The organism is Microbacterium sp. ARD31 (assembly GCF_031844425.1).
Map to the genome: position 1 here is coordinate 75,606 of NZ_JAUZVE010000020.1, position 17,740 is coordinate 93,345.

General features: G+C 72.9%; 14 protein-coding genes. 7 read left to right on the forward strand and 7 right to left on the reverse strand.

The window, feature by feature from the left end; translation table 11 throughout:
• Both Q9S36_RS31435 and Q9S36_RS31440 read left to right on the forward strand, forming a co-directional pair.
• Positions 1-591, forward strand: coding sequence for a TetR/AcrR family transcriptional regulator (locus tag Q9S36_RS31435; protein ID WP_311288766.1), 591 nt, complete (start codon positions 1-3; stop codon positions 589-591).
• Complete coding sequence (locus Q9S36_RS31440; protein ID WP_311288832.1) at positions 591-2,150, forward strand: glycerol-3-phosphate dehydrogenase/oxidase; 1,560 nt, start codon at positions 591-593, stop codon at positions 2,148-2,150. The genes Q9S36_RS31435 and Q9S36_RS31440 overlap by 1 nt, the downstream gene beginning before the upstream one ends.
• Before the next feature lie 479 nt (positions 2,151-2,629).
• Here the strand turns inward: Q9S36_RS31440 and glmS are convergent, their stop codons facing one another.
• The gene (gene glmS / locus Q9S36_RS31445) at positions 2,630-4,453 is read right to left on the reverse strand and encodes a glutamine--fructose-6-phosphate transaminase (isomerizing) (RefSeq protein WP_311288767.1); all 1,824 of its coding nucleotides are present in this window, start codon (positions 4,451-4,453) and stop codon (positions 2,630-2,632) included.
• A gap of 28 nt (positions 4,454-4,481) precedes the next feature.
• Positions 4,482-4,742, reverse strand: a complete 261-nt coding sequence (locus Q9S36_RS31450) for a hypothetical protein (protein ID WP_311288768.1) — start codon at positions 4,740-4,742, stop codon at positions 4,482-4,484.
• A gap of 247 nt (positions 4,743-4,989) precedes the next feature.
• Here Q9S36_RS31450 and Q9S36_RS31455 point away from each other — a divergent pair, with 247 nt between their 5' ends.
• Together Q9S36_RS31455 and Q9S36_RS31460 are read left to right on the forward strand one after the other, a co-directional pair.
• A complete protein-coding gene (locus Q9S36_RS31455) occupies positions 4,990-5,115 on the forward strand; it encodes a hypothetical protein (protein ID WP_311288769.1) in 126 nt (41 codons plus the stop codon).
• 160 nt (positions 5,116-5,275) lie between these two features.
• On the forward strand, positions 5,276-5,845 hold the full coding sequence (locus tag Q9S36_RS31460; protein ID WP_311288770.1) for a YceI family protein: 570 nt from the start codon (positions 5,276-5,278) through the stop codon (positions 5,843-5,845).
• Between the two features lie 136 nt (positions 5,846-5,981).
• Here the strand turns inward: Q9S36_RS31460 and Q9S36_RS31465 are convergent, their stop codons facing one another.
• Positions 5,982-7,745 (reverse strand): DEAD/DEAH box helicase, encoded by a 1,764-nt coding sequence (locus Q9S36_RS31465; protein ID WP_396653882.1) that lies wholly within the window; start codon positions 7,743-7,745, stop codon positions 5,982-5,984.
• A gap of 59 nt (positions 7,746-7,804) precedes the next feature.
• On the opposite strand from Q9S36_RS31465, the gene Q9S36_RS31470 reads away from it, so the two are divergent.
• The 3 genes from Q9S36_RS31470 (at position 7,805) to Q9S36_RS31480 (ending at position 10,699) form a co-directional block, all read left to right on the forward strand.
• Entirely contained in the window at positions 7,805-8,752 is a 948-nt protein-coding gene (locus tag Q9S36_RS31470; RefSeq protein WP_311288772.1) for a GNAT family N-acetyltransferase, read from the forward strand.
• Positions 8,753-8,916: 164 nt separating this feature from the next.
• Positions 8,917-9,750 carry a response regulator transcription factor gene (locus tag Q9S36_RS31475; RefSeq protein ID WP_311288773.1) on the forward strand — a complete coding sequence of 278 codons (834 nt, stop codon included), beginning with the start codon at positions 8,917-8,919 and terminating at the stop codon, positions 9,748-9,750.
• A gap of 181 nt (positions 9,751-9,931) precedes the next feature.
• Complete coding sequence (locus Q9S36_RS31480; RefSeq protein WP_311288774.1) at positions 9,932-10,699, forward strand: response regulator transcription factor; 768 nt, start codon at positions 9,932-9,934, stop codon at positions 10,697-10,699.
• Between the two features lie 9 nt (positions 10,700-10,708).
• On the opposite strand, the gene Q9S36_RS31485 is transcribed toward Q9S36_RS31480, so the two are convergent.
• The 4 genes from Q9S36_RS31485 to Q9S36_RS31500 form a co-directional block, all read right to left on the reverse strand.
• The gene (locus Q9S36_RS31485) at positions 10,709-13,780 is read right to left on the reverse strand and encodes an FtsX-like permease family protein (RefSeq protein ID WP_311288775.1); all 3,072 of its coding nucleotides are present in this window, start codon (positions 13,778-13,780) and stop codon (positions 10,709-10,711) included.
• Positions 13,777-16,071, reverse strand: a complete 2,295-nt coding sequence (locus tag Q9S36_RS31490; protein ID WP_311288776.1) for an FtsX-like permease family protein — start codon at positions 16,069-16,071, stop codon at positions 13,777-13,779. Before Q9S36_RS31490 ends, Q9S36_RS31485 begins: the two co-directional genes overlap by 4 nt.
• Before the next feature lie 100 nt (positions 16,072-16,171).
• Complete coding sequence (locus Q9S36_RS31495; RefSeq protein WP_311288777.1) at positions 16,172-16,819, reverse strand: ABC transporter ATP-binding protein; 648 nt, start codon at positions 16,817-16,819, stop codon at positions 16,172-16,174.
• The gene (locus Q9S36_RS31500; protein ID WP_311288778.1) at positions 16,816-17,703 is read right to left on the reverse strand and encodes an ABC transporter ATP-binding protein; all 888 of its coding nucleotides are present in this window, start codon (positions 17,701-17,703) and stop codon (positions 16,816-16,818) included. Before Q9S36_RS31500 ends, Q9S36_RS31495 begins: the two co-directional genes overlap by 4 nt.
• Positions 17,704-17,740 lie beyond the last annotated feature (37 nt).

The window sequence follows — 17,740 nt, forward strand, 5'->3', positions numbered from 1 at the left end:
ATGTCGTCACTTCGTCACATCCCTGACTCGCGGCTCGACGGTTACCTCGACGCCGCGCGCGACTGCATCCTCGACGTCGGCTGGCGGCGTACGACGCTGACCGAGGTGGCCAGGCGCGCCTCGGTGTCACGGATGACGATCTACCGCGCGTGGTCCGACATGGGCTCGCTGCTCGGCGACCTGATGACGCGGGAGTGGGTCGGCATCGCCGCCGCCACCCGGGTCGCCGCCGCCGACACCACCACGCCGGCCGGCATCGCCGCCGCCGCGCTCAGCACCGTGCGCGCGCTGCGCGACAACGAGCTGTTCGTCCGGATCGTCGAGCTCGACCCCGACCTGATGCTGCCCTACCTGCTCGCGCGGCGCGGGCGCTCGCAGGAGGCGCTCATCGAGATCCTCGCCGCCGAGATCGAGAGCGGGCAGGCGTCCGGCGCCATCCGGTCCGGGGACCCCACCGCGATGGCGCGCGCACTGACGCTCGCCGGCCACGGCTTCGTCTTCTCCGCGCTGACGATGGTCGACGCCGACGTCTCCCTGGAGGACCTCGACGCGGAGTACGTCCGGCTCGTCACCCGGACCCTGGAGCCGTGATGGGGCCCGGGCGCCGGATCACCGCGGGCCTCGCCGACGTCCCCGCGGAGGTCGACGTGGTGGTCGTCGGCCTCGGCATCACCGGCGCCGGAGTGGCCCTCGACGCGGTGACGCGCGGGCTCGCGGTGCTCGCGGTCGACGCGCACGACCTCGCCTTCGGCACCTCGCGCTGGTCCTCCAAGCTCGTGCACGGCGGCCTGCGCTACCTCGCCCAGGGCCAGCTCGCGATCGCCCACGAGAGCGCCGTGGAGCGCGGCATCCTGATGGACGTCACCGCCCCGCACCTCGTGCGGCCCCTCCCGATGCTGACGCCGGTGAACGACGCCATGCCCCGCAGCCGTACGACGCTCACCTGGGCCGGCCTGCACGGTGGCGACCTGCTGCGCCGGGCGGCGCGCACGCCCGCGCGCACCCTTCCCCGACCCCGGCGGCTCAACGCGACCGAGGCGCTCGACTTCGCCCCCGCGCTGAGGGCGGAGACCCTCCGCGGCGGATACCTCTCGTGGGACGGCCAGCTCGAGGACGACGCCCGGCTCGTGACGACCGTGGCCCGCACCGCGGCGTCGTACGGCGCCGAGGTCCGCACGCGCGCCCGCGTCACGTCGGCGACCGGCACCGTGGTGGACCTCCGCGACGAGCTCACCGGCCAGTCGTGCCGGGTCCGGGCCAAGGCGGTGGTCAACGCCACCGGGGTGTGGGCCGGCGACCTCGACGACCGGGTGCGGCTGCGCCCGAGCCGGGGCACGCACCTCGTCCTGCGCAGCTCGTCCCTGTCCGCCACCCGCGTCGCGGTGATGGTGCCGATCCCGGGATCGCGGGCGCGCTTCGCGATGGTGCTGCCGCAGCCCGACGGCACCCACTACGTCGGCCTCACCGACGAGCCGGTGACCGGACCCGTCCCGGACGTGCCGACGCCGAGCGAGTCGGAGATCGACTTCCTGCTCGGGGTCGTCGCGTCGGCCTTCGGCGTCCCGCCGACCCGCGCCGACGTGGTCGGGGCCTTCGCCGGGCTGCGCCCGCTCCTGGAGGTCGCCGGCACCGACGCGACCTCCGACCTGTCGCGCCGCCACGTCGTCCTGACGTCGCGCACGGGAGTGACGACGGTCGTGGGCGGCAAGCTCACGACCTACCGTCGGATGGCCGAGGACACCCTCGACGCCGTGGTCGCGACGACCGGCCTCCCGGCGGGGCCGTGCCGCACCTCGGGCCTGCCGCTGCTGGGTGCCGCACCGCGCGAGGAGCTGCGCCGCAGCACCGCGCCCGCCCGGCTCGTACGCCGCTTCGGCACCGACGCCGACCTGGTCATGACCACGGCCCGCGACGTCACCGGCCTGTCCGACGACCAGCTGCTCGCACCCGCCTCGCCCACCGTCCCGGTGACCCTCGCCGAGCTGGTCTTCGCGGTCACCCACGAGGGCGCGCACGACGTCGACGACCTGCTCGACCGTCGTACCCGCGTGGGCCTCGTGCCGGCCGACCGCGCGGTCGCCGAACCCCTCGCGCGACGCGCCCTCGAGCTCGCCGACGGCGCCCTCGCGGGCCGTCCGACCGGGCAGTGACGGAGCCGACAGCAAAATCCCCGGGGACTTCGGACGAACCCCGGACAGGACGTCGGACAGGTGGGAAGGTTCTCCACGGCGCGCCCCTTGCTGACCCCATGCAGCAAGGGGCGCCCAGTCCATTTCTGATGGGCTCGCTCCGCTTCGCCGGTGTCCGCGGCGCTTGGAGGCAGCGCCTTCGTCGTCGTTGCCCGACCCTCCTCCGCTTCGCTCCCCCGGCTCGACCCCTCCTCCTGCAGGCGCCGCCGCGCCGCGGACGGCACCCCCTGCCGTGAATCCCCGGGCCTCTGGAAGCGACTGACCTGATCTCAAGGCAATCCCGGATCGCCCCAGCCTCCCCAGCCCGCGCGCTCGGCGCCCGACGTCGTCTGGACTGAGGAGCGAGCGAGCGCGACGAGCGCAGCGAGGCAGCTCGGGAGCGACGAGGGAAGACGACGTCTTCAGGGGCGCCGAGCACGCGCGAGCGGAGCGAGCGCCAATTACTCGACCGTGACCGACTTCGCCAGGTTGCGGGGCTTGTCGATGTCGTGGCCGAGGTGGAGCGCGGCGTGGTACGCCAGGAGCTGGAGGGGGATGGTCAGCAGGATCGGGTCGAGCTCCGGCTCGTTGCGGGGGACGACGATGCGGCGGGCGCCGACCTCGCCGAGGCCTACCTCCTCGTGGGTGACGACCACCAGCGGGCCCCGGCGGGCGTCGATCTCGTGGAGTGCGCCGACGTTGCGCTCGGTGAGCTCGTCGTGCGGCACCAGCGCGACCGTCGGGACCTCGGGGTCGATGAGGGCGAGCGGGCCGTGCTTGAGCTCGGAGGTCTGGTAGGCCTCGGCGTGCCGGTAGCTGATCTCCTTGAACTTCTGCGCCCCCTCGCGGGCGACCGGGAAGCCGCGGACCCGACCGATGAAGAACAGGCTCCGTGCCTCCGCCAGCACCTTCGCGACGTCGACCAGCTCCTCCTCGCCGGCGAGGACCTCCTCGATCTGGCCGGGCAGCCGCTCGAGCCCGGCGACCAGTCGCTTGCCGTCGGCGATGGACAGGTCGCGCACGCGACCGAGCTGGAGCGCGAGGAGCGCGAACCCCAGGAACATGTTGGTCAGCGCCTTGGTGCTGGCCACGGCGACCTCGGGGCCGGCGTGAAGGTAGATGCCGCCGTCGCACTCGCGCGCGATGGCGGAGCCGACGACGTTGACCAGGCCGACGCAGCGCCCGCCCTTGCGGCGCACCTCCTGCACGGCGAGCAGCGTGTCGATGGTCTCCCCGGACTGGCTGACCGCCACGTAGAGCGTGTCGGGCTCGATCACCGGGTTGCGGTAGCGGAACTCGCTGGCCGCCTCCGCGTCGGCGGGGATGCGCGCCAGCTCCTCGATCAGCCCCGCCCCCATCTGCCCGACGTAGTAGGCCGAGCCGCAGCCGAGGATCTTGACCCGCCGCACGGCGCGCAGGTCCCGGGCGTCCATGTCGAGGCCGCCGAGGTGGGCGGTGCCGAAGCGCTCGTCGAGCCGCCCGCGGAGCACCGCCTGGGCCGTCGTCGGCTGCTCGAGGATCTCCTTGCGCATGTACGACGCGTGGTCGCCGGCCTCGTAGGCCTCGGCGTCGATGTCGACCTCGGACGCGGTCTTGCCGGTGGCTGCGAGGTCGTGGTGGCGCATCGTGCTGAAGCCCGCCGCGGTGACGGTCGCCATCTCGCCGTCGTCGAGCATCGCGACCGTCGTGGTGTGGCGCACGATCGCGGCGAGGTCCGAGGCGACGTACATCTCCTTGTCCCCCACCCCGACGACCAGCGGGCTGCCGTTGCGCGCCACCACGATCCGGTCGGGGAAGTCGGCGTGCACGACGGCGAGGCCGTAGGTGCCGACCACGGAGCGCAGGGCGTCGCGCACCTTGCCCTCGAGGGTGTCGGCGTCGCTGCGCGCGACGAGGTGGGCGACCACCTCGGTGTCGGTGTCGCTCGCGAGCGTCACGCCGGCATCGGTGAGCTCGGCGCGCAGCGCGGCCGAGTTGTCGATGATGCCGTTGTGCACCACCGCGACGCGGCCGAGCTCGTCGGTGTGCGGGTGGGCGTTGACGTCCGTCGCGGGGCCGTGGGTCGCCCACCGGGTGTGCCCGATCCCGGTCGAGCCGGCGAAGCGCTTGGGCAACGAGTCCTCGAGGTCGCGCACGCGTCCGGCCTGCTTGGCCACCCGGACGCCGCGATTCCCGATCACGGCGACGCCGGCCGAGTCGTAGCCGCGGTGCTCGAGCCGGGTGAGGCCCTCGAGGACCACCGGCGCGGCGTCCTGACGGCCGATGTAGCCGACGATTCCACACATGGGTGCTGGGTTCCTGTTCTCTCGTGGTCTATCCGTAGACGATCCGGCGCAGCTGGCGCTCGGAGAGCTCCGGAGGCGCGACGACGCGCGTCCGCAGCTCCTCGGCGATGCGCGCGAAGATCTCGGGGTTCTTGGCGCCGTACGTCTTGAGGCTGGCGTGCCGCGACCGGACGTACTCCTCCACGGGTTGCGCATGGAAGGCGATCACGTCGTCGATCACCCGGGCCGCCTCACCGGGCGTCAGCGACGTGGTGGCGACGACGTGGGACACGAGCGCGGGGTCGGGCACCGGACGATCGTGCGGCCAGACCGCTCCTGAAGGCAACTTCCTGCCCGAATTCGGGCAGGAAGTACACGATCACGAGAGAACGCATCTTTCGCGGTTGACCTCAGCAGTCCCATGGGGAGGGCGATGCGCGCTCCGAAGCGCTTCGCCGCGTCCCAGTGGGGAATCACCACCCATCTTCAGCGAAAAGGTGGTGCGCAGGTGGGGACGTGCTATCTTTGGTGAACAAAAGGTGAACGGGAGGTGTCACATGAGCAAGCAGACGATGACCGGAGCCCCGGTCTGCACCTGGGTGGCCGTGACGGATGCATCCGGCCGCACCCACATGGAGGCGCGCTGGTCGGTCGCGTCGACGGTCCGTTCCGAGGCCGCCTGAGCCCAGGCCACCACGTCCCCGAGCCGCGCCCCCACCGGGGCGCGGCTCGCTGCATGTCGGGCGCCAGGCAAAATCTCGCACCCCACGGGAATGAACCCAGGACGGCGCTCGTTAGGATGGTTGAAAGTTCTACCAACCACCACCTCCAGGAGCTCTCCCCATGTCCACTGGTTTCGACGCCCCCACCACCGCCATCGACGACATCTCCGGCGACTACACCCTCGACGTCAGCCACAGCCGCCTCGGCTTCGTGGCCCGCCACGCCATGGTGACCAAGGTCCGCGGCCAGTTCGGCGCCTTCACCGGCACCGCCACCATCGACGAGGCCACCCCCAGCAGCTCGAAGGTCGAGCTCAGCATCGACGTGGCGTCCATCGAGACCGGCAGCGCCGACCGCGACGGCCACCTCAAGTCCGCCGACTTCTTCGACGCCGAGACCTACCCCACCATCACCTTCCGCTCCACCGACGTGCAGCGCGACGGCAGCGGCTGGGCCGTCACCGGCGACCTGACCATCAAGGACGTCACCAAGCCGGTGACCGTCGAGTTCGAGCACACCGGCTCGGCCCGCGACCCGTTCGGCAACCTCCGCGTCGGCTTCGAGGGCGAGACCACCATCAACCGCAAGGACTGGGGCCTGACCTGGAACGCCGCGCTCGAGACCGGCGGCGTCCTCGTCTCCGAGAAGATCAAGCTCGAGTTCGACGTCTCGGCGATCCAGAACGCCTGACCCACCGGGCACTTCCTCGCCCACGCACGACTGACCGGGCACTTCCTCGCGGTTCATCGCGAGGAAGTGCCCGGTCAGCGCATTTCAGCGCGAGGAAGTGCCCGGTTGGCGCGTCTCAGCGCGAGGAGGTGCCCGGTCAGCGGGGGTTCTTGCCCTTGTAGCCGCCGCCCTTGCGGTGGCCGCCGCCGGGACGGCCGCGGAAGGGGCCGTTGTCGGGCTTGATCTCGATGAGCTTGCCGGAGATGCGGGTGTCGGCGAGGCGCTCGAGCGTGCCCCGGGGCAGGTCGGCCGGCAGCTCGACGACCGAGAAGTCCGGCTTGATGGAGATGTAGCCGAAGTCGCCGCGCGACAGCCCGCCCTCGTTGGCGAGCGCGCCCACGATCTGGCGCGGCTCGACCTTGTGCCGCTTGCCCACCTCGATGCGGTACGCCGCCATCGGCACGCCGCTGCGCGACTCGCGGGGCCCGCGGTCGGCCTTGCCGCCGTGGCTGGGGCGCTCCTCGAAGGAGCGCTGGCGCGGCTCGGGCTCCGGCTCGAGCAGCAGCGGCTGCTCGCCGTGCATCACCGCGGCCAGGGCGGCGGCGACGTCGACCTCCGACACGTCGTGCTCGCTGACGTAGTGGGAGACCACGTCGCGGAAGAAGTCGATGCGCTCGGGCTCGGTGAGGGCCTGGGTGATCTGGTCGTCGAAGCGGCTCAGCCGGGTGGCGTTGACGTCGTCGACCGTCGGCAGCTGCATCTGGGTCAGCGGCTGGCGGGTGGCCTTCTCGATGGCGCGGAGCAGGTGGCGCTCGCGCGGGGTGACGAAGGCGATCGAGTCGCCGCTGCGCCCGGCGCGGCCGGTGCGGCCGATGCGGTGGACGTAGGACTCGGTGTCGGTCGGGATGTCGTAGTTCACGACGTGGCTGATCCGCTCCACGTCGAGGCCGCGGGCCGCCACGTCGGTGGCCACGAGGATGTCGAGCTTGCCGGCCTTGAGCTGGTTGACCGTGCGCTCGCGGACCTGCTGCGGCACGTCACCGTTGATCGCCATCGCGGAGTAGCCGCGCGCCCGCAGCTTCTCGGCCAGCGTCTCGGTCTCGTTCTTCGTGCGGACGAAGACGATCATGCCCTCGAAGTTCTCCACCTCGAGGATCCGGGTGAGGGCGTCGACCTTCTGCGGGTAGGACACGATCAGGTAGCGCTGGGTGATGTTGGCCGAGGTGGTGGTCTTGTTCTTGACCGTGATCTCGACGGGGTCCTCGAGGTACTTCTTCGAGATGCGCCGGATCTGCGCGGGCATCGTGGCGGAGAAGAGCGCGACCTGCTTGTCGTCGGGGGTGTCGGCGAGGATCGTCTCGACGTCCTCGGCGAAGCCCATCTTGAGCATCTCGTCGGCCTCGTCGAGGACGAGGAAGCGCAGCTCGCTCAGGTCGAGGGTGCCCTTCTCGAGGTGGTCCATGATGCGACCCGGCGTGCCGACGACGACGTGCACGCCGCGCCGCAGCGCCGAGAGCTGGACGCCGTAGCCCTGGCCGCCGTAGATCGGGAGCACGCGCACGCCCTTGACGTGGGCGGCGTACTTCTCGAAGGCCTCCGAGACCTGGAGCGCGAGCTCGCGGGTCGGGGCGAGGACGAGCGCCTGCGGGGTCTTCTGGTCGCGGTCGAGCTGGGACAGGATCGGCAGTGCGAAGGCCGCCGTCTTGCCGGTGCCGGTCTGCGCCAGGCCGACGACGTGGCGCCCCTCGAGCAGCGGCGGGATGGTCAGGGCCTGGATCTGCGACGGGGTCTCGTAACCCACGTCCGCCAGTGCCTTGAGGACCTCGGGCGCGAGGCCGAGGTCGGCGAAGGTCTGCTCGGGTGCTACGGGCTGCTCGTCACTCACCCGACAACGGTAGGGCCTCGCGGAGCAAACAGTCATTCCGCGGGGCGCGGATAACCCCGCGACAGCGTGGGACGTGAGGCAGCACACTCCTGCCCATGCCCGCACGCGTCCCGACCCTCCCCGAGGGCCTCACCACCCGACCGCTCGAGAAGACCGACGCGCACGCCGTGTTCGTGCTCATGGCCGCCCAGGAGCAGGAGGACATCGGCGAGGTCGCCATCGAGGAGGCAGACATCGTCAGTGACTGGGCCAAGCCCAGCCACGACCTCGGCACGCGCTCGGTCGGCGTGCTCGACGGCGACACCCTCGTGGCGTACGCCGAGCTGATGGGCGCCGACCGCGCCGACACCGCCGTGCTCCCGGCCTACCGCGGCCGCGGGATCGGCACCTGGCTGGCCCACTGGCTGCAGGACCTCGGCCGGCGGGTGGGCTCGTCGGTGATCGGCATGCCGGTCCCGCAGGGCTCGCCCGGCGACCGGCTGCTCGAGGCCCTCGGCTACCACGTCCGCTGGACCAGCTGGGTGCTCAAGCTCCCCGAGGGCGCGACGATCCCGCACCGCGAGCTGCCCGAGGGGTACGTCGTCCGCGCGGCCGAGCCGGACGAGCTGCGCGCCGCGCACGACGTGCTCGAGGACGCGTTCCTCGAGTGGTCGAGGCGCGACCGCGAGCCGTTCGAGGACTTCGTCGCCGCCACGTCGGGACGCCCCGGGTTCGAGCCGTGGAACCTCCGGGTCGCCGTCGACCCGGCCGGCGAGGTCGTCGGCGTCTCCCTCGTGCTGGTGTCCGACACCGGCACCACCGGGTACGTCGACCGGCTCGCAGTCCGGCGTGACCAGCGCCACCGCGGACTGGCCCAGGCCCTGCTCGTGGACTCCTTCGCCCGGGCCCGCGAGCACGGCACGTCGACCTCCGAGCTCAGCACCGACTCACGCACCGGAGCCCTGACGCTCTACGAACGGGTCGGGATGGTGCCCACCAGCACGTGGGTCAACCGCGGCATCGACCTGGTCATCACCGAGGAAAGCGTCGTCGCTCGCCGCTGATTCGAGGGATTCCGAGGCATCAACGGGTGGTCTAGACCCCGCACCCGACCACAAGATTGAGGCTCCCACAAACGGGGTAGGCCACTTACCATCGATCGACGCCGTTCGGGCGGTGCCACGGCGGGGGCGTGGGGCTCCGGTCTGGAAACTGTGGGGGGTAGGACGTGCAAGATCTTCATGCGCTGGTCGTCGAGGACGATCCAGACATCTCGTCGGCGTTGGTGGAGACCCTCGAGGGGGCGGGTTTCCGGGTGACGTCGGCTCGTGACGGGCGGGCAGCGGTCGACGTGGCGACCGCCGACCCGCCGGACCTGGTGACGCTCGACCTGACGTTGCCGCACATGGACGGCATCGAGGTGTGCCGTCGGATCCGCGAGAACAGCGACTGCTACATCGTGATCGTCTCGGCGCGCTCCGACGAGGTCGACAAGCTGATCGGCCTCGAGGTGGGTGCCGACGACTTCGTGCTCAAGCCGTTCTCGCCGCGCGAGCTGCGGGCCCGGGTGGCGGCGCTGTTCCGTCGCCCCCGCTCCGCGACGCTCGTCGACGACCTGCCTGCGGCCTCCGCACCGCACGTGCCGAGCCCGTCGCAGCCGGCCGACGAGCCGAGCGTGATCTCGTGCGGCGCCGGTCTGGTCATCAACTCCGCGCGCCGCGAGGTCAAGGTCGACGGCACCATCGTCGACCTGACCCGCATCGAGTACGACGTGCTCGAGTACCTCGCCACCCACCTCTCGCGGGTGTGCACGCGCGAGGAGATGGTGCTGGCGATCTGGAGCAGCGCGCTCACCCACGACCACCACCTCGTCGACGTCCACGTGGCGAACCTCCGCGGCAAGCTGCGGCGCCACTCCGACGCGACCTGGATCCACACCATCCGCGGCATCGGCTACCGGATGGACAAGGAAGGTCAGCAGCACGGGCGCCGGGCGGGCGGGGGGCCCTACCTGGTGGCCCGCTTCGACTCCGAGGACTGGGCGCGCGGCCTGGACTTCTGAGGCGCTCCGCGGACCGAGCACCGACACGGGTCCCACCGCGGACCGGGGCATGCGGCTGCGTGCCCACCCGCAGGGGCGAGGCGACGGTAACGCCTGATCCACAGCACCACACAGCAGTGGTCGGCGCCCTGAGACGGCCACTAGGATCACCAAGCGGGGGGATAGGCGGGGCAAGAAAAATATGATCAACCAACGCACGGCCGTTGTCGTCGAGGACGACAGCGACGTGGGTGAGCTCATCTCGGGGCTGCTGGACCAGGCGGGATTCGCGGTGACCGTCGCGCAGACCGGCGCGGAGGCGCTGACCGTCATCCGCGAGCAGCTGCCCGACCTGGTGACCCTCGACATGTCGTTGCCCGACATCGACGGCGTCGAGGTGTGCCGGCAGGTGCGGCTCGTCACCGACTGCTACGTCATCGTCATCAGCGGCCGCACCAGCGAGATCGACCGGCTCGTCGGCCTCGAGGTCGGTGCCGACGACTACCTCGTCAAGCCGTTCTCGATGCGCGAGCTGCAGGCCCGGGTCGCGGCCCTGTTCCGTCGCCCCCGCGCCACCGACCAGGCCCCGGAGCCCCGGCGCCCGACCGCGCCCGCGCCCGTCGCCAACGGTCAGCGCCCGAGCGGCTCCGCACAGATCGGCTGCGACCACCTGAACCTCAACACCGGCGCCCGCGAGGTGCGCGTCTCCGGCCGCGAGGTCGACCTGACCCGCACCGAGTTCGACCTGCTCGCCCACCTCGTCAGCCACCCCGGCGTGGTCGTCCCCCGCGAGGACCTCCTCCGGGCGGTGTGGGCGACCGACTTCGTCCCGGAGAGCACCCACGTCGTCGACGTCCACCTCGCCAACCTCCGGCGCAAGCTGCGCACCGACCCGGCGAGGGCCAACGACCACGAGTGGATCCGGACCATCCGGGGCGTCGGCTTCCGGTTCGACCCCTGCTGCCCCTGACCGGACGGGTCAGCGCGCCGACTCCCGCAGGGTCGCGCCGCGGGCCCCGCGGACCGTCATCGACGCGCTGACGAGCGCGACCGTGCCGAAGACGGCGGCGGCGAGCAGCGCCAGCACCACCAGTCGGACAGGGGAGATCGCCGCCACCAGCGCAGGTGTCGTGGCGTCGTCGGCGTAGCCGAGCGTGATCGTGCGCAGCACCACCCACTGGGCGAGCGACCCGGCCAGGATGCCCGCGAGCGCGGCGCTGCCGAGGACCACCGCGAGCTCACGCACCACGGCCACCATCACCGACCCACGGGGCACCCCGACCACGCGGAGCGCCGCCGCGTCGCGGCGACGGGCGGGCAGCTGGACCGCGGCGCTGACGAACAGGCCGGCCAGGGCCATCACCAGCACGAGCGCGGCGACGACGCCGTACAGGCGCAGGGCGAGGGCGTACGCACTCTGGTCGAGGACGTGGCGCTCCTGCGCGAGCGTCGTGGAGACGGTGAGCCCGGCCTCCGAGAGTGCCTCGGTCACCGAGGCGGGCGTCCCGTCGCGCGCGAGGACGCGCACGGTGACCAGGTTGTCGTAGACGGGACGGTCGGTGATGAAGGAGGAGTAGTCCACGAGCAGGCCGGACGGCCCGGTGAAGGGCATGCCCTCGATCTCGCCGACGCGATCGACGGGGATCAGGCCGTAGCCCTCGTCGAGCTTGGCGATGGCGCGGTCCTGCACGCCCGGGCCGGCCAGCGCCGGCCGGTCACGGGTGAGGCCGCCCGCGGTCAGGCGTGCCATGCCGACCGACTCACCGGTGTCGACCGTCAGGTCGAGCTCCCCGCCGGACTCTTGCAGGTCGGTGATGGAGGTGCGCACCGCCGGGTCCGGCGTCGGCGTCCAGGCGGCGCCGTCGATCCCGCCCTCGACGGGTGCACCGTCGACCGAGATGTCGACGACCCGGAGGGTGCCCGACATCCGGGTGTTGGTGCCGGCCCCACCGCCGAGCGTCATGCCCTCCAGGGGGCAGCCGGCCTTGCAGAACCCGATCCTGGTCGAGCGGGTGTGCTCGCCCTCGGGGTAGGGGCCGAGGTAGGCCTTGAGCGGCACGCCGCCCCGGCTGCCGAAGCGCACCTCGACGGCGAGGTCGCGGTCCATGTCGGCCCGGTTGTCGATGGTGATCGACAGCCGTCTGCCCCGCACCGTCGGCACCGTGCCGCCGGGGGCGATCTCCTCGGCGACCTGCTCGACGTCGAGGCCCGGGCTCCACGTGGGCGGCCAGGTCGCGACCCGCGCCAGCCGGCTGCTGTCGACGATGGAGAAGTTCGCGCCGGGGTTCGTGGCGCTCGCGGCCGCCATGATCCACTCGCCCTCGGGGTCGATGCGACGGGTCAGGTCGACGGTCTCCGACAGGGTGAGCGTGGTCGACCAGGTGCTCTGCGCGGGCGAGGCGGTCGCCGCGACGCTGGTGCGCCAGGTGGCGGCGGAGTCGTAGACGCCCGCGCCGAAGACCGCGACCGCGATCGCTGCGGTGATCGGCAGGATCACCAGGGTGCCCTCCTGGCGGCGCGAGATCGCGCGCGAGGAGACGAAGCCGCTGAGCGAGCGGCCGCGGGAGCGACCGGTCCACCAGGTCGCGAGCACGGCCGTCAGCCGGGTGGCGCCGAGCCCCGCGACCACGGCGAGCAGGACCGGCAGCACCAGGTCGGTGGCGTCCGGCTCACCGGGCCCGCCCGCCGACAGCTTGCTGGCCAGCACGGCCACGGCGAGCGCGACGAGGGTGAGCTGCGCGACGACCGACCAGCGGCGCGCGGCGACCGGGCGGCGTACGCCGGAGAGCTGGGACGCGAGCGACTCCCGGACCACCAGGCCGATCGCCACGCACGCCACGGTGAAGGCGGCGGCGAGCACGAGCCCGGCCGCGATCCAGCTCGCGGCCGGCAGCGGGAGCGGGAGTCCGGGCACGAGCCAGCTGCGCACGAGGAGCACCGAGAGGCCGAGTCCGAAGCCCAGGCCGACCGGGATGGCGATCAGCAGCAGCGCGAGCGGCTCGGCCAGGCCGAGGCCCCACAGCCGGCGTGCGGTGACGCCGCGCAGGGACGCCAGCGCGAGCTCCGGGACGCGCAGCTCGCTCGCGGCGTTGAGCAGCCGCATCAGCAGCGCGAGCGCGACGAGGACCAGCGACAGCACGGCCGGCGCGATCGAGCTGCGGGCGGTGGACTGCTGGAACCGGACCTCCTCGACCACGTCGCCGAGGGAGTTGGTGTCGTCCTTGCGGATCGTGCCGCCCTCGACCTCCACCTCGGTGTCGCTGGGCAGGGCCGTCGCGGCGGTGGCCGCCTCGTCGAGCTGGGCCGGGGTCAGGTCGGGCGGCACGTCGAGAGGAGTGTCGACCCGGACCGTCCAGCCGCCCATCGCGGTGAGGGTGTCGTCGGTCGTGATGAGCGGGGCCGGCTGGTACGGCGTGTACCCGCCGTTGATGGTGGTCTGCTCGTTCGTGCGGGTCAGCCGGCTCGGGATCAGCCACCCCTCCCCGGGTCCCGGAGTGTCGTAGGTGCCGACCACGGTGACCTCGGAGAGGGCCGGTCGCGGCAGGTCGAGCTCCTGGACCCCGGGCGTCTCGAAGATCGGCAGCTCCAGAGGCTCGCCGAGCTCGGCGCCGTTGGCCTCGGCGTCGGCGGCGAGCATGAGCACCTCGCCCCGCGCCTCCGGGCACCGTCCGTCGATCTCGAGGTGCTCGCAGGCGTCGGCGCGCGACCAGAAGGTCACCACGCCGCGCAGAGCACTGAACCTCTCCGACTGGGCGATGACCACGGGCTCCTGCCACCGGCCCGGGGTCAGCCGCTCGGAGGCGGCGACCGCGTCCCGCTCGGCCTCCTCGAGCGCCGTGCCGGAGTCCGGGGTGAAGACGCGGCTCAGGCCCGTCAGGCCCGCCGGGGTCTCCTGCAGCCGGGTGACGACGTAGGAGTTGGTGACCGCCTCGGAGAACACCGGCCCCAGCACCGCGGACCCGATGGCGAGCGCCGTGAGCAGGACCGACCCGGCCGAGAGCAGGGCCCGCGCCCGCAGGCCGCGCAGGATGGCGCCGAGCAGCTGCATCATGCTCCCTCCTCCTCGCGCAGGAGGCTGGGCCTGGTGGTGGCGGCGCGCACCGCGCGGGCCCGGCCGCCGACGAGGACGACTGCCACGGCGGCCACCACCGCCGGCACGGCGAGGGGCCACACCTGCGGGGTCGTGTCGAGCGGCATCCCGGCGGGCGGTGAGGAGAGCAGCGGGATCCCGGAGAGCAGCAGCGTCACAGCGAGCCAGCCGCCGGCCACGACGACGGCGAGGACGAGCAGGGTGAGGCTGGCCAGCTCGGCGCGGCCAGCCCGTCGCGCCGTCGACACCGAGATGCCCAGGACGCGCAGCGAGGCCACGTCGCGGCGGTAGTCGCGCAGGTGCCGCGCGACGCCGGCGCCCAGGGCGAGCAGCGCGACCAGCGCGCAGGCGAGGGCGGTGAGGGCGTACGCCGCGGACTGGGCGCCGCCGTGGCGCTCGCCCAGCGCCTCGCGCACGGAGCCGAACGTGCGCCAGGACGACCCCGTCGCCTCGGCGACCTCGTCGAGCATGTCCTGGGGGGTGCCGTCCGCCGCGACGACCTGGACCTCGGCGGACGGGACGGTCGGACCGGAGCCGACGGCCGAGGTGCGGATGTCGGTGAGCAGGCCGATGCTGCCCAGCAGTGGGAGGGTGCGGGCGACACCGATGACGTCGGTCGCGCGGTCGTCGCCGCCGAGGTCGAGCGCCTGCGGCTCCGCCTCGTCGGCGACCAGCGCCGGCACGGCGGCGCCCACGTCGAGGTGCAGCTCCATCGTGACGCTCGGCAGGAGGGCCACCTGCAGCCCGTCGGGCCGGTTGACCACGAGGTTGCGCGGCGGCTCGTAGTTCGGGAAGAAGTTGTTGTTGAGCACGGTCTCGATGGCCGACGGGTCCGGGGTCCAGGCCTGGTCGGTCAGCTCGGTGTCGCCGAGCCGCACCCGCTCGAGGAGGAACGTGAAGTCCTGGTTGTCGAACACCGACTCGGAGCTGCGCCCGACGTCGATGCTCGTGATCGTGCAGCCGTCGGCGCAGTCACGGACCCGCACGGTCCGCGTCACCAGCGTGCCGTCGGCCGGCACGGCGAAGGGCACCGCCACCGAGCCCGTCGCGTTGGAAGAGGTGACGTAGCGCAGCGTGACCTCGGCGTTGCCGCCGCCGAACGGCTCCCGCTCGCCGTCGGGACCGATGAAGTAGCGAACCCGCGGCACGTCGATGCCCGAGGCGGTGATCCGGAGCCGGTCGCCCGTGGCCCGGAACGGGTCCACGTCGCCCCCCAGCCGGTCGACCGCGTCGGAGGCGGCGCGGGCCGGTGTGCCGTCGTAGAAGTCGCCGACAACGGCGTCCCAGCGGTCGGCGTCGACGTAGGCCCGTCGCTCGGCCAGCCGGTCCTCGTTGCGCACGATGGCTGTGGCGATCAGGTGGGTGGCGTCGGGGTCGACCCGCTCGGTCAGCTCGACGGCGCCCATGGCGCCGGTGTCGGCCGAGATCACCCGGGCGCCGGGCACCTCCACCCGGGCCTGGTCGTCGGTCCACCCGCTGACGCTCACCGCGCCGCTCAGGGCCAGCGACCCGACGACCGCGGCCGCGACCACGAGGCGGATCGGGGTCACCAGGTCGTCGGCGCGGGCCAGCCGGCGCGCGGCCAGGAACGCGCCCAGGCCTCGCTTCTCGGTGGCCGGGGTGAGGCCGCGGGCCGCGATGCGGACGACCCAGATCGCCAGCTGGCCCAGGGCGAGGCCGACGAGCGCGGGACCCACCAGCACGACCAGGTCGGGGTCGCCTGCGGCGCTGCGGCTGCGGTAGGCCGCGACCCCGGCGCCGACGAAGACGAGGAGGCTCAGGAAGACGGCCAGCGTCGTGGCCCGGCGCGGACGGCGACGGGTGGACACCTGCGCGGCGAGCGGCTCACGGAGCGCGGCGGCGGCCGACAACCCGACGATGAGCAGGCCGGCGCCGGCGATCGCGGCGGTGACCAGGAGGGCCGGCCGGCTCCACGGGTCGGCCGCCTCGTCGAGCCACGTCCGGATGGTCAGGACGGTGCCGACCGCGCCGAGCGCGAGGCCGACGAGGGCGCCGAGGAGGATCGCGAGCAGCGGCTCGAGCAGCAGGAACCGCCACAGGCGCAGCCCGTGGATGCCTCGCAGCCGGGCCAGCCCGATCTCCTCACGACGCGCCACGGCGAGCTCGGCGCCGATGCTCGGCACGGCGACCGCGCCGAGCAGGAGCAGCGGCGCGGTGAGCCACGGCGATAGCTCGGCGGCGCGCGCGAACTGCAGGACCGTCACCGCCCCGGTGACCACGACCACCGTCATCAGCACCAAGGTGGTCAGGGCTCCCCGACGGCTCCAGGCGCCACGAAGCACGCGGCTCAAGGGCGGGACCTCTCCACCTGGGCCTCGCCTCGGGTGGTGGTCACCGGACCACCCGGCCCTCGTCGAGCGCGATGTGGAGGTCGCAGGCCTCGACGACGGCGGGGTCGTGGGTCGCGACGACGACGACCGCCCCGCGGGCGGCCTCCTCGCGCAGCTCCTGGAGGACCACGCCGCGGTTTCCCTCGTCGAGCTCGGAGGTCGGCTCGTCGGCGAGCAGGACGTCGGCGCCGACCACGAAGCCGCGGGCACAGGCCACGCGCTGCATCTGGCCGCCGGAGAGCTCCTCGACCTGGCGCTCGCCGAGGTCGGCGATGCCGAAGCGCGCGAGCGCGGCCTCGGCCGCCTCGTCGGCGTCGGCGGGCGCGACGCCGCGGGCGCGCAGGGCGATCGAGACGTTCTCCCGCGCGGAGAGGATCGGCACGAGGCCGTAGACCTGCAGGACGAACGCCACCTCGGGCAGCGGGTCGCCGCTGCCGGTCCACATCTCCCGGCCGTCGAGCAGCGCGGTGCCCGACGTCGCCTGGAGCAGCCCGCCCGCGATCGACAGCAGCGTGGTCTTGCCCGACCCGCTCGGCCCCGACAGTGCGGTGACCTTGCCGGCCGGGAAGGCGACGCTGACATCGTCGAGGAGCGTCCGGCCGGCGACGTACGTGATGGAGTCGAGGCGCAGCTCGCTGGGCTGGTTCACGCCGGGGCTCCTTCGCCGCTGGCACGCGTGACGATGATCCGGCCCTGCTCGTCGTCCTCGAACCGGACGAGCGTGCCGGGCGGCCACTCCGCGGCGATGTGCCCGGGCAGGTGGAGCACGCCGTCCTCGCCCACCACGGCGTACTCGGACCCGCCGTGGCCCTCCGCACCGACCCGACCGCCCTTCATGGTCACCGTGCGCGGGAAGGTCGCGGCCACCTCGGGCTGGTGGGTGACGACGACGATCGTGGTGCCGAAGTCGTCGCCGAGGGAGTGGACCAGGTGCAGGACGTGGTCGCGGTCGGCGTGGCTGAGCTGGCTGGTCGGCTCGTCGGCGAGGAGCAGGCGCGGCGACGTGGAGACCGCGCAGGCGAGGGCCAAGCGTTGCCGCTGCCCGCCCGACATGGTGGAGACCACCTGGTCGGCCTGGTCGAGCAGCCCGACGCGGTCGAGCAGCTCGGTGTCGGCCAGCGCGTCCTCGCGCTCGGACCCCGACAGCGAGAGGCGCGCGAAGGCGATGTTCTGGCGGGCCGTGGCGTAGGGCAGCAGGTTGCGCGTCGAGCCCTGGAGCATGGTGGAGACCTGGCGCGAGCGGATCCGGGCGAGGTAGCGCTCGCCCATCCGGGAGATCTCCTCCTCGCCGAGGAAGATCTTGCCGGCGCTCGGGCGCTGGATGCCGCCCAGCAGCGCGAGGAGGGTCGACTTGCCCGAGCCGCTGGGCCCGAGGAACGCGACCCGCTCGCCGGGCCGGATGGTCAGGTCGACGCCGCGCAGGGCGACCACGTCGTGGCCGCCGAAGGTCTTGTAGAGGTGGACGACGCCCTCGCACCGGATGCCGAGACCACCCGTGCGGGACTCCTCGACCGTGGCCGCGCTCTCCCGCACGTCTCCCCCATCTCTGCCGAACAACCGGCTCAACATA

Excerpts from the sequence above, each read along its gene's own strand:
- Q9S36_RS31455 (WP_311288769.1), top strand. The coding sequence starts at position 4,990 with ATGAGCAAGCAGACGATGACCGGAGCCCCGGTCTGCACCTGGGTGGCC.
- Q9S36_RS31490 (WP_311288776.1), bottom strand. The coding sequence starts at position 16,071 with ATGACGGTGGTCGTGGTCACCGGGGCGGTGACGGTCCTGCAGTTCGCG.
- Q9S36_RS31480 (WP_311288774.1), top strand. The coding sequence starts at position 9,932 with ATGATCAACCAACGCACGGCCGTTGTCGTCGAGGACGACAGCGACGTG.
- Q9S36_RS31485 (WP_311288775.1), bottom strand. The coding sequence starts at position 13,780 with ATGATGCAGCTGCTCGGCGCCATCCTGCGCGGCCTGCGGGCGCGGGCC.
- Q9S36_RS31435 (WP_311288766.1), top strand. The coding sequence starts at position 1 with ATGTCGTCACTTCGTCACATCCCTGACTCGCGGCTCGACGGTTACCTC.
- Q9S36_RS31470 (WP_311288772.1), top strand. The coding sequence starts at position 7,805 with ATGCCCGCACGCGTCCCGACCCTCCCCGAGGGCCTCACCACCCGACCG.
- Q9S36_RS31440 (WP_311288832.1), top strand. The coding sequence starts at position 591 with ATGGGGCCCGGGCGCCGGATCACCGCGGGCCTCGCCGACGTCCCCGCG.
- Q9S36_RS31460 (WP_311288770.1), top strand. The coding sequence starts at position 5,276 with ATGTCCACTGGTTTCGACGCCCCCACCACCGCCATCGACGACATCTCC.
- glmS (WP_311288767.1), bottom strand. The coding sequence starts at position 4,453 with ATGTGTGGAATCGTCGGCTACATCGGCCGTCAGGACGCCGCGCCGGTG.
- Q9S36_RS31465 (WP_396653882.1), bottom strand. The coding sequence starts at position 7,745 with ATGACTGTTTGCTCCGCGAGGCCCTACCGTTGTCGGGTGAGTGACGAG.